General features: G+C 70.6%; 11 protein-coding genes and 1 pseudogene. 3 read left to right on the plus strand and 9 right to left on the minus strand.

What is annotated here, in order from left to right:
* A complete protein-coding gene (locus tag ACTOWL_RS15600) occupies nucleotides 1–177 on the minus strand; it encodes a DUF1674 domain-containing protein (protein WP_441322163.1) in 177 nt (58 codons plus the stop codon).
* 93 nt (nucleotides 178–270) lie between these two features.
* On the opposite strand from ACTOWL_RS15600, the gene htpX reads away from it, so the two are divergent.
* From htpX to ACTOWL_RS15615, 3 genes are all read left to right on the plus strand, one after another.
* Nucleotides 271–1,146: a zinc metalloprotease HtpX gene (gene htpX, locus ACTOWL_RS15605; protein ID WP_441322164.1), complete on the plus strand. Its 876-nt coding sequence runs from the start codon at nucleotides 271–273 to the stop codon at nucleotides 1,144–1,146.
* A 30-nt stretch (nucleotides 1,147–1,176) separates the two neighbouring features.
* A complete protein-coding gene (locus ACTOWL_RS15610) occupies nucleotides 1,177–2,370 on the plus strand; it encodes an MFS transporter (RefSeq protein ID WP_441322165.1) in 1,194 nt (397 codons plus the stop codon).
* A gap of 103 nt (nucleotides 2,371–2,473) precedes the next feature.
* Entirely contained in the window at nucleotides 2,474–3,478 is a 1,005-nt protein-coding gene (locus tag ACTOWL_RS15615) for a DUF898 family protein (protein ID WP_441322166.1), read from the plus strand.
* Here the strand turns inward: ACTOWL_RS15615 and purH are convergent.
* From purH to ACTOWL_RS15655, 8 genes and pseudogenes are all read right to left on the minus strand, one after another.
* Complete coding sequence (gene purH, locus ACTOWL_RS15620) at nucleotides 3,450–5,030, minus strand: bifunctional phosphoribosylaminoimidazolecarboxamide formyltransferase/IMP cyclohydrolase (RefSeq protein ID WP_441322167.1); 1,581 nt, start codon at nucleotides 5,028–5,030, stop codon at nucleotides 3,450–3,452. The genes ACTOWL_RS15615 and purH overlap by 29 nt on opposite strands.
* Nucleotides 5,027–5,623, minus strand: a complete 597-nt coding sequence (locus tag ACTOWL_RS15625) for a hypothetical protein (protein ID WP_441322168.1) — start codon at nucleotides 5,621–5,623, stop codon at nucleotides 5,027–5,029. Before ACTOWL_RS15625 ends, purH begins: the two co-directional genes overlap by 4 nt.
* A gap of 19 nt (nucleotides 5,624–5,642) precedes the next feature.
* Complete coding sequence (locus ACTOWL_RS15630) at nucleotides 5,643–7,307, minus strand: heparinase II/III family protein (protein ID WP_441322169.1); 1,665 nt, start codon at nucleotides 7,305–7,307, stop codon at nucleotides 5,643–5,645.
* Between the two features lie 3 nt (nucleotides 7,308–7,310).
* Nucleotides 7,311–7,976, minus strand: a complete 666-nt coding sequence (gene rpe / locus ACTOWL_RS15635) for a ribulose-phosphate 3-epimerase (RefSeq protein WP_441322170.1) — start codon at nucleotides 7,974–7,976, stop codon at nucleotides 7,311–7,313.
* A gap of 108 nt (nucleotides 7,977–8,084) precedes the next feature.
* Nucleotides 8,085–9,032: a sugar-binding protein gene (locus ACTOWL_RS15640; protein ID WP_441322171.1), complete on the minus strand. Its 948-nt coding sequence runs from the start codon at nucleotides 9,030–9,032 to the stop codon at nucleotides 8,085–8,087.
* A gap of 30 nt (nucleotides 9,033–9,062) precedes the next feature.
* The gene (locus ACTOWL_RS15645; protein ID WP_441322172.1) at nucleotides 9,063–10,091 is read right to left on the minus strand and encodes an ABC transporter permease; all 1,029 of its coding nucleotides are present in this window, start codon (nucleotides 10,089–10,091) and stop codon (nucleotides 9,063–9,065) included.
* Nucleotides 10,091–10,831, minus strand: coding sequence for an ATP-binding cassette domain-containing protein (locus ACTOWL_RS15650; RefSeq protein WP_441322173.1), 741 nt, complete (start codon nucleotides 10,829–10,831; stop codon nucleotides 10,091–10,093). Before ACTOWL_RS15650 ends, ACTOWL_RS15645 begins: the two co-directional genes overlap by 1 nt.
* Nucleotides 10,832–10,947: 116 nt before the next feature.
* Nucleotides 10,948–11,403, minus strand: a pseudogene (locus ACTOWL_RS15655) (MFS transporter); the annotation flags it as partial.

Here is an 11,403-nt window from a genome sequence, read left to right on the forward strand (position 1 = left end):
TCAGAAATCCGAGCAGCGGCCGTTCACGTCCCAATCGCCGTAGCGGGTCGGCTCCAGCCCCTTGGGGCCGCCGATCTCGCCGGGCTTCTGCGGCACGATCTCGACTGGCGCGCCCGTTCGCGGGTCGATGCGCTCGGCCAATTCCTCGGGTGACAGAGGCTTGGGGGTCTCGCTCATGCCCTGGATATGGCGCGGCGCGGCCGCCGTGTCCAGGCTTGATCAGACGCGGGCCGGGGCCATTTGATCCGGGACGAGACAACGGAGGAATCGATGTCGGGCTATATCCGCACGGCGATGCTGCTGGCGGCCCTCACCGCGCTGTTCATGGCGGTGGGCTGGCTGCTGGGCGGGCGGGGCGGAATGATGATCGCGCTGCTGGTGGCGGTGGGCATGAACCTGTTCGCCTACTGGAACGCGGACAAGATGGTGCTGCGCATGCACAATGCGCGCGAGGTCGATGCCCGCACCGCGCCCGACTTCTACAACCTCGTCGCCCGGCTGGCCGAGCAGGCGCAGCTGCCGATGCCGCGGGTCTACATCATCGACACCGACCAGCCGAACGCCTTCGCCACCGGCCGCAACCCGCAGAATGCCGCGGTCGCCGCCACCACCGGCATGCTGAGCCGGCTGTCGGCGGAGGAGGTGGCAGGGGTGATGGCGCATGAGCTGGCGCATATCCGCAACCGCGACACGCTGATCATGACGATCACCGCGACGATCGCCGGTGCTTTGTCGATGCTGGCCAATTTCGGCCTGTTCTTCGGCGGCGGCGACAATCGCAACAACCCGCTCGGCTTCATCGGCGTGATCCTGACCGTGATCCTGGCGCCGGTCGCCGCCATGCTGGTGCAGATGGCGATCAGCCGGTCGCGCGAATACGAGGCCGACCGGGTCGGGGCCGAGATCTGCGGCCGGCCGCTGTGGCTGGCCTCGGCGCTGGAAAAGATCGAGGCGTTCTCGAAGCGGATCGACTACGGTGCGGCGGAGCGGAATCCCGCCACCGCCCACATGTTCATCATCAATCCGCTCCACGCCCATGCGGTCGACAGCCTGTTCTCGACACACCCCAAGACCGCCAACCGCGTCGCCGCGCTGCAGCGGATGGCGGGCGTCGCCCCGGCCCAGGGCCGCGGGCCTTGGGGGTGAGGCGGCCCCCTCCACAATAGCAGGCCGCCCATGACCGCCGAGGCCGCCTCCGTCCCGCGCGCAAACTCGCGGGGCGCGATCTTCGGCTGGTGCCTCTACGACTGGGCGATGAGCGCCTTCAACACGGTCATCGGCACCTTCGTCTTCTCGGTCTATTTCACCAAGGGCATCGTCGGCGATGCCGACCACGGCGCGGCGCTGTGGGGCGTCGCCGTCGGCTCCGGCGGCATCGTGGTGGCGCTGCTCTGGTTCGCCGCGCCGGACCCCTCCTGGATCATCCCGGCGATGCTGCTGGTCGGCCTTGCCAGCATCGCCTTCGAGCTGTCCTACGTCTTCTACAACGCCCTGCTGATCGACGTGGCGCCGCCGGGCATGCTCGGCCGCGTCTCCGGCTGGGGCTGGGGCCTCGGCTATTTCGGCGGGCTGGTGTGCCTGGTGATCGCGCTGTTCGGGCTGATCGGCTTCGGCGGCGCCGCGCCGCTGCTGCCGCTGCCGGCGGTGGAGTCCGCCGGCCCGCGCGCCACCGGGCCGCTGGTGGCGCTGTGGTGGGTGGTGTTCGCCCTGCCGCTGCTGCTGCTGGTCCACGAGCGGCCGGGCGGCGCGCCGATCGGGGCCGCGATCCGCCGCGGCCTGGCCGACCTGTGGCGCACGCTGAAGTCGCTGCCGGGGCAGGGCAACCTGGTGCGGTTCCTGGTCGGCAGCGCGATCTACCGCGAAGGCTTCAACATGCTGTTCGCCTTCGGCGGCATCTACGCCGCGGGCGCGCTGGGGCTCGACTTCGGCCAGCTGGTGCTGTTCGCGATCGGGCTCAACGTCACCTCCGGCATCGGCTCGATCCTGTTCGCCTGGGTCGACGACGCGATCGGGTCGAAGCCGACGATCCTGATCTCGATCGTCGGGCTCGTCGCCCTCGGCGTGCCGATCATCCTGGTCACCGACCCCTACTGGTTCATCGGCCTGGCCCTGGTGCTGGGCCTGTTCCTGGGGCCGGCCCAGGCGGCCAGCCGCACCCTGATGGGCCGGATGGCGCCGCCGGGCGGCGAGGGCGAGGCCTACGGCCTCTACGGCCTGACCGGCCGCGCCACCGGCTTCCTCGGCCCCTGGCTGTTCGCCGGCGCCACCGCTGCCTTCGCCACCCAGCGCGCCGGCATGGCCACGGTCATCGCCCTGTTCGCGCTCGGCGGGCTGATCGTGGCGACGGTGCGGGAGCCGCGGCGGGGGTGAGACCGACAATTTGACAGGCCTGCCCGCTTCCAGGACTGTGGTCGGCAAGGGCGGGGGGCATGTCCAGATGCCGATTGCGGATGCGGCGCCCCGGACGGGACGCGTGGATTACAACGGCAGCCGGTTCGGGATCGGCGGCCTGTTCCTGAAAACGGTGCTGCTGTCGCTGGTGACGCTGGGCATCTACAATTTCTGGGGCCGAACCCAGATCCGGCGGGCGGTCTGGGCTGCTGTCGGCGTCGATGGCGAGCCCCTCGAATACACCGGCACCGGCAAGGAGCTGTTCCTCGGCTTTCTCAAGGCTGTCGCCCTGCTGATCGGCATCGGCGTGGCGATGCTCGTCCTCGACTGGGTGGGCTCGCTGCTGCACTCCGGGATCGGCCTGCCACTGGCGGCGATGGCGTTCTCCCTGATCCTGGCGGTGCTCGCGGTCGCGGCGGTCTATCTCGCCATGCGCTACCGGCTGTCGCGCACCCTGTGGCGCGGCATCCGCTTCGGCCTCGACGGCGAGGCCCATCGCTTCGTCCTGGGCACCATCGGCTATTCGCTGCTGGCGCTGGCGACGCTCGGCATCTGCGTGCCGCTGCTGCGGACCTGGCAGGTACGGACGATCGTCAACAGCGCCCGCTACGGCACCGTGCCGTTCCGCATGGAGGCGTGGGGAGTGACGCTGATCTGGCCCTGGATCCTGGCCATGCTGCTGGCCGCACCGACGCTGGGCATCGCGCTGGTGTGGTATCGCGTGCGCGAGTTCCGCAGCTGGACCTCGTCCATCAGCGTCGCCGGGGTGACGCTCGACAGCCGCCTGCGCCTGGGCGACGTGCTGGGACCGGCGATCCTGCTCACGGTCATCACCGTGGTCTTCGTCGTCGGCCTGCTGCTGCCGACCATCTTCGAATGGCTGGAGGTGTGGCGGACGCGCCTGCCGCGGCCGGGCGCCAACATGCTCTCGGTCATTGCCATCGGGATCTATGTGGCGCTGGCGCCGACGATCAATTTCATCGTGCTCGGCCACACGGTGCTGAAGGCCAGCTGCGAGACCATGGCGATCGGCGGCGCGCTGGACGCCGGCCCGCGCGTCAATGCCGGAAGTGGCGGCGCCCCGTGAACACCATGGCGATGCCGGCCTGGTCGGCGGCGTCGATCACCTCGCGGTCACGCATCGAGCCGCCGGGCTGGATCACCGCGGTGGCGCCGGCCTCGACCAGGGCCAGCAGGCCGTCGGCGAAGGGGAAGAACGCCTCCGACGCCGCCACCGACCCGGCGATGCGCGAGCCGGTCTCGCCGGCCGCCTTGGCCGCCTCGGCCGACTTCGCCACCGCGATCTTGACGCTGTCCACCCGGCTCATCTGCCCGGCGCCGATGCCGACCGTGCTGCGGCCCTTGGCGAAGACGATGGCGTTGGAGCGGACATGCTTCGCCACCTGGGTGGCGAACAGCAGGTCCTCGATCTGCGCCGGGGTCGGCGCCTTGCGGGTGACCAGCTTCAGCTCCGACGCCTCCGGCGCCGCATCGTCGCGGGTCTGGGTCAGGAAGCCGCCGGCGACGCTGCGCAGGATGCGGCGGCGCTGCGTCGGGTCCTGCACCCCGCCGGTCTTCAGCACCCGCAGATTGGCCTTGGCGGCGAACACGGCCGCGGCCGCCGGCTCGACCTCCGGCGCGATCACCACCTCGGCGAACAGCGCGGTGATCGCCTGGGCCGTGGCGGCGTCGATCGGCCGGTTGGCGGCGATGATGCCGCCGAAGGCGCTGATCGGGTCGCAGGCCAGCGCCCGGGCATAGGCCTCGCCCAGCGTGGCGGCGACGGCGACGCCGCAGGGGTTGGCGTGCTTGACGATGACGACCGCGGGCTCGGTGAACTCCGACACCGCCTCGAAGGCCGCGTCGGCGTCGAGGATGTTGTTGTAGCTCAGCTCCTTGCCCTGCACCTGCTCGGCCGTGGCCGGGCCGGGCACCGACGGGCCGCTCAGATACAGCGCCGCGGCCTGGTGCGGGTTCTCGCCGTAGCGCAGCGTCTCCGCCAGCTTGCCGGACAGCGACAGGCGCGGCGGGAAGGTCTCGCCCTCGACCTCGGCGAACCAGCCGGCGATGGCGGCGTCATAGGCGGCGGTGCGGGCGAAGGCGGCGGCGGCCAGGCGGCGGCGGGTGGCGCCCAGCGTGCCGCCATGGGACGCGATCTCCAGCCGCAGCGGCTCATAGTCGACCGGCGAGGTGACGACGGCGACGAAGGCGTGGTTCTTGGCCGCGGCGCGGGTCATCGCCGGGCCGCCGATGTCGATGTTCTCGATGCCGTCGTCGAAGCTGGCGCCGCGCGCGATCGTCGCCTCGAACGGGTACAGGTTCGAGACCAGCAGGTCGATCGGCGCGATGCCGTAATCGGTCATCGCCTCGAGATGCTCGTCGCTGTCGCGCCGGGCCAGCAGGCCGCCATGGATCTTCGGATGCAGGGTCTTGACCCGGCCGTCCATGATCTCGGGGAAGCCGGTATGGGCCGACACCTCCTTGACCGGGATGCTGGCGTCCGCCAGCGCCTTGTAGGAGCCGCCGGTCGACAGGATCTCGACCCCGCGCTCGGCCAGGAACCGGGCGAACTCGACGATGCCGGTCTTGTCGGAGACGGAGATCAGCGCGCGGCGGATCGGCAGGGCGGCTTCGGTCATGATCGGCGGGCTCCAGGACGGGACTGCGCCGTCTTTAGACCCGACGGGACGGGATGTCGACGGCGGATCGAGCGACGACTCATTCCAGGGACCCGCCGGCCGCCGAAACGAGAGATGTCCTCGGTGATCAAGCTCTGGAGCCAAGTTTCGCCGCTATCCACATCTCTGCCGAACCACGCCACGACGCCGGCTTTCGTCGCGAGGCACATCACTTCCGGATCATGCCAGGGCGGCAGGACCCGTATCAGGCGGATGCCATGCGCACGGGCAAATCGTCGAAAAGTCGGAATATCGCACCCCTTCAGGGCACAGCCGTGACTGCGGAGCGCGATTCTCCTGAAACCGCGGAAACGGCCGCGCCGGTCGGTGTTCTCGATCTGCACATACGCCACCACGTCGGTGGCCGCGCTGAAGCCGATCTCGATCGATCCGTAGAAGCAGTACAGTGGCTTGTGCGCGCCCAGACGCGCGCCGTCCTCAGAAGGACGGCCACATAGCGACGCGATCTGCCTCCGGGTGGCTCCCTGCCGCAGCGGTCCGCAAGTGCCCGTGCTCAAGAACTCCGGCAGCGAAGTCGTGAGCAGGCGGCTCAAGCGGGCCGTCCTTCGGCCATCACGCCAGCCGACGCTCGCGACGCAGGATCCACTGCACGCCGGTGCTCTCGGCGCCGACCTCGCCCCAGATCACGACTTGCGTGGTCTTGCGCCGATCGGTGCCGCGGCCGGCATAGATGCCTTCCTCCAGCGCCACCTCGCCGCCATAGCCGCGCAGCCGCCAGCCGTCGCCGCCGGGCAGGCGGATGATCACCGAGCTGCCGCCCTGCACCGGCGACAGCTGCAGGGCCGGGTGCAGGTGGAAGCGGATGGCGAAGGGCAGGCCGCGGGCCGCATCGGTCTCGGCGAACAGGATGTCCTCGCCGCGCAGCTCGTCGCCATTGGCCGACAGCTCCAGCCGGCGGCGGTGGATCAGGCCCAGCGCCTCGCGGTAGCCGTCGTGCCAGGCGTCGATCAGCACCGATTGCGGCGTCTCCTGCCGGTCGACCTCGATGCCGTGCGGCCGCTTGCCGATGCCGGCGTCGCGCAGCACCTCGGCCGAATCGCGGCCGGCGACGGACAGCGTGGAATGGGCCGGGGTGCCGCGCAGCGCGGTGTGCCAGGCGCTGTCCTCGGCGCTGCCGCGGCCGGGCCAGGCGCCGCAATTGACGATCATGCGCTCGCGCCCGACCGACATCTCGAAGGACAGCAGCCCGGCATGGGCGCCGTCATCGGCGCCGGCCGGCGGCGGCGCGCCGACGTCGAGCAGTAGCAGGGTGCGGCCGGCCATCGCCCGCTCGAAGCCGCTGTGCCGTGCGCTCTTCGGCGCCCGGGCCTTGGAATCGGCCTGCGACAGCACGGCGTCGATCAGCACCGGCTCGCCCTCCTGCGCGTCGTTGAACAGGGCGAAGCCGCCGTCGCCATGGCGCAGCAGGCGCAGCGCCGGGGCCATCCGGTCGATCGCCAGGTGCAGCGCGTCCGGCACATGCGCCTGGGCGGCGCGGAAGGCGGCGCGGATGTCGATCAGCTGGCGCAGCACGGTCAGGTGCACCGCCGGGTTGCGCTGGACGTGCCCGCCATCCGGCAGGATCTGGCGCGGCAAGCACTTGCCCAGGATGCGCTGGGCCTGGTCCAGCCGCGGCCGGCCCTGGGGCAGGGCGACGGCGCCGTAGACCAGCCCGCGCACGGTCTGGATCTGGCGCGGGTCCACCGGGTCGCCGTCGGCGACGCGGGTCAGGTGGCGCAGCTGCCGCGACAGGCTGGCGAAGACGCGCGTCCGGAAATCGTCATCGGCGCTGGCGCAGAAGAAGTCGTGGGCGCCGAGCCAGCTGGCGATGCGCTGGCCCAGGATGTCCGGCTGCCAGGTCAGCGGATGCCAGCGGTCGTAGCGTTCGATCCAGTGGTCGATCAGCCGGCGGGCCTGGCGCCGGGCTTGGTCGCCGCCGGCCGCGCGCAGGTCGCGCAGCCATTCGAAGCCGTGCAGCGCCGCGATGAAGTCGGGGGCGGCGCCGAACGGCTCCCATGGCGCGGCGGTGGCCGCCTCGTAGGTCTGGCCGCCCAGCCGGTACATCCCGGCGATCAGGGCGACGCCGCGCTCGGCATCGCCGGGCCAGGGATCGGGCGGCACCATCAGCAGGTCGCGCGGCCCCTTGCGCCCCAGCGCCACGGAATAGAGCGGGTTCGAATAGGCGAACCGCGCCAGCTGGTCCTGGACGTTGCGGGTCAGGCTGCGCGGGTTCCGCATGTCTCAGCTTTTGCCGCGGATCGCGGCGATGTTGCCGGCATAGGCGCCGGGGCCGCCGCGGAAGGCCGCGGTGCCGGCCACCAGGGTGTCGGCGCCGGCGGCGATCACCCGCGGCGCCGTCTCCGGCGTGACGCCGCCATCGACCTCCAGCCGCACGTCGCGGCCGCTCTTGTCGATCAGGGCGCGCAGCCGGGCGATCTTGTCGAGCTGGCTTTCGATGAAGCTCTGGCCGCCGAAGCCGGGATTGACCGTCATCACCAGCACCAGGTCGATGTCGCCCAGCAGCTCCTCGACCATGGCGATCGGCGTGCCCGGGCTCAGCACCACCCCCGGCGCCTTGCCGAGCGAGCGGATCAGCTGGACGGTGCGGTGCGGGTGCGGCCCGGCCTCGGGGTGGAAGCTGATCCGGTCCACCCCCGCCTCGGCGAAGGCCGGGATGTAGGGATCGGCCGGGCCGATCATCAGATGGGTGTCGAAGGGCAGGGCCGACCAGGGCCGCAGCGCCTTCACCACGGTCGGGCCGAAGGTGATGTTGGGCACGAAATGCCCGTCCATGATGTCGAGATGGAGCCAGTCGGCTCCGGCCTCGGTCATGGCACGGGCCTCCTCACCCAGGCGGGCGAAATCGGCGGAGAGGATGGAGGGAGCGATCAGGACGGGCTTGACCATGATCGTCCTCATAACAAGGGACCGGCCGCGTCACAACCGTGACGAGACCGTGGCGCCGAAGGAAGGGCCGGGGCGGCGCACCACCCCGGCCCGTTTCGCCCGAAAGGCCTACTTCGCCTTGGCCAGGAATTCCTGGACGTTGTCCGGGGTCACCGTGTCGAGGCCGACGGTGGTGATCTCCTGGACCTTCTCGCCCTTCTTCAGCTTCTGCAGCATCTCCATCGCCAGCGCGCCCATCTCATAGGGCTGCTGGCCGATCAGGCCGTTGGCGTAGCCGTCGCGCAGCAGCTCCAGCTCCGACTTCAGCGTGTCGGCCGAGACCAGCACGACCTCCTTCGAGGCCAGCTTGGCCTTGATCGGCTCGGCGAAGTTGCGGAAGGCGTCCGGCACGAACAGCGGCCAGCCGCCGACCGGCAGCAGCGCGTCGATGTCCGGATGGGCGGTCAGCGTGTCCTGCAGCTGCTGCACCGCCAGGGCGGCGTCGTCGTTGCAGTAGAGGGGCGAGCCCTCGACCTGGGTCCAGCCGGCGCCCAGCCCGTCGATGGTGCCGCGCACGCGGTCGTTCAGATTGGCCGCGGCCGGGCCGCCCGAGACCAGGGCGAAGGTGCCGCCGCCCGGATGCAGCTTGGCCGCCATCTCGCCGATCGCCTTGCCCATGGCGTAGTTGTCGGTGCCGACGAAGGCCTGGCGCTTCGACCCCGGGGCGTCGGCGTCGAAGGTGATGGTCGGGATGCCGGCCTCGACCGCCTGGTTGATGACATTGGTCATGGCGTCGACATCGGCGACCGAGATCGCGAGGCCGTCGATGCCCTGGGTGATCAGGTCCTGCACGATCTGCGCCTCGCTGGCCGGCTCGTGCTCCACCGGGCCGATATAGACGCATTCGACGCCGAGCTTCTTGGCGGCGTCCATGCAGCCGTCCCGCGACAGGTCGAAATAGGGATTGTTCATGGCCTTCGGCACCAGGGCGAAGCGCAGCTTGTCCTGCGCGTTCGCGCCGCCGGCCATGGCCATGACGGCGCCCAGCGCCACCGCGGCCAAAAGAAGCTTCTTCATGATGGATCCTCCCCTTGTTGAAAACGCGTTTTAGGCTGCGCGTTTCGACCGGATCCGGTCGAGCAGCACGGCCAGGATGATGAACACGCCGACGAAGAAATCCTGCCAGTAAGGCTGCACGCCGCCCAGGATCAAACCGTTGCGGATGACCTCGATCAGCGCCGCGCCGGTGATGGCGCCGAGCGGCCCGCCGAGGCCGCCGGTCAGGTTGGCGCCGCCGATCACCGAGGCGGCGATCACCCGCAGCTCGTAGCCGACCGCGGTGTTGGCGGGGGCGGAGCCGAGCCAGGCCAGCAGCAGCACGCCGGTGAAGCCGGCCAGGGCGCTGCAGAAGACGTAGACCGAGATCTTGACCCGCTCGACCGGCACGCCGGTCAGCGCTGCCGCCTTCTCGTTGCCGCCGATGGCGAAGACATGCCGGCCCCACTGCATGTGGCGCAGCAGGTACCAGATCATCACCGCCAGCACCGCCATGTAGATCAGCGACGGCGGCACGGTGCCGAAGATCGGCTCGTTGCCCAGCGTCCGGAACAGCTCCTTGGCCGGCCCGGCGGTGGGCGAGCCGCGGCCCTGGGTGACGACATAGACCAGGCTGCGGCAGACGCTGAGCATGCCCAGCGTGGTGACGAAGGGCGACAGGCCCAGCCGGGCGATCAGCAGGCCGTTGACCAGCCCGACCACGCCGCCGGCCGCGACGCCCGCCAGCACGCCGAAGGCCAGGGCCAGGCCGGGCCAGTCGGCGAACAGCGCCCAGTCGGCGGTCCAGTTCATCGCCAGGCTGGTGGCGACGGCGCCGAGCGCCATCACCGAGCCGACCGACAGGTCGATGCCGGCCAGGATGATCACCAGCGTCTGCCCCAGCGCCGCGATGGCGATATAGGAGAAGTTCTGGGCGACGTTCTGCAGGTTGCGCCCGGTCATGAACTTGTCCGACGCGATGGTCATGACCACCATCAGGATCACCAGCGCCGCCAGCACATAGGTGATCTGGGACGACAGAATCCGATGCAGCGGCCCCTGCCTGCGGACGTTGTCGAAGTTCATTGCCGCCGTCGCCATCACGCCGCCTCCAGCGCGCCGGTGATCAGCCCGGTCACCTCCTGGGGCGAGCTCTCGGCGATGCGCTTGTCGGCGACCTTGCGGCCGCGGCGCATCACGATCACCCGGTCGCAGACCTCGAACACGTCGGGCATGCGGTGGCTGATCAGGATCACGGCGATGCCGCCGTCGCGCAGCCGGCGGATCAGCTCCAGCACCTCATGCACCTGGCGTACGCTGATCGCCGCGGTCGGCTCGTCCATCAGGATCAGCTTGGCGTTGGCCAGGCGGGTGCGGGCGATGGCCACGGCCTGGCGCTGGCCGCCCGACATCAGCCGCACCAGGTCGCCGGCGCGGGTCTCCGACTTCAGCTCGGCGAACAGCGCCTGCGCCTTGCGGTTCATGGCGCCGTGGTCCAGCCGGCGCAGCGGCCAGACCCCGGTATTCAGCTCGCGGCCGAGGAAGACGTTGGCGGCGGCGGTCAGGTTGTCGGCCAAAGCGAGGTCCTGGTAGACCACCTCGATCCCGGCCTCGCGGGCGTCGACCGGCTTGTGAAAATGCACCGGCCTGCCGTCCAGCAGCATCTCGCCGGAGGTCGGCGGGAAGTTGCCGGCCATGACCTTGACCAGGGTGGACTTGCCGGCGCCGTTGTCGCCCATCAGCCCGACCACCTCGCCCGGCTCGATCGACCAGCTGACGCCGTTCAGGGCATGGATCGCCCCGAAATGCTTGGCGATGTCGCGCAGCTCCAGAAGCGCCATCCCGCTCCGTTCCTCCCCTGGCCCGGTAATTCCGGCCTCGTTTCGGGCGGAACTGTGAAAGAGAGCGCGGCGGAGCGCAATTGTTTTGTCTGATTATTGTCTCAAGCGCCGGAGGCTCAGGTGCGCCGCTTCAGCCGGGCGATGTGGAAGCCGTCCAGGCCGCCGTGATCCGGCCAGTGCGAGGGCAGGGTGCGGACGTCGCCGGCCGGGGTCAGCAGCTCGGCCGACCCGCCGATCTCCGCCGCCGCCACCGGCACGCGGGCCAGGCGCTCATCCTCGGCCAGCAGCCGGTCGATCTGCGCCTCGCCCTCCTCCGGCAGCAGCGAGCAGGTGCACCAGATCAGGATGCCGCCGGGCCGCACCAGCTCGACCGCGCGGCGCAGCATCCGCGCCTGGGCCGCGGCCAGCTTGGCCACGTCCTCCGGCCCCTTCAGCCGCGGCACGTCGGGGTGGCGGCGGATGGTGCCGGTGGCGCTGCAGGGCGCGTCCAGCAGCACGCCGTCATAGGGGGCGGCGCCGGTGAAGCTCTCGGCGTCGCCGGTGTGCATCTCGGCGGCGCCGCCCCCTATGAC

Source organism: Inquilinus sp. CA228 (assembly GCF_052078665.1).
Classification (GTDB): Bacteria; Pseudomonadota; Alphaproteobacteria; order DSM-16000; family Inquilinaceae; genus Inquilinus.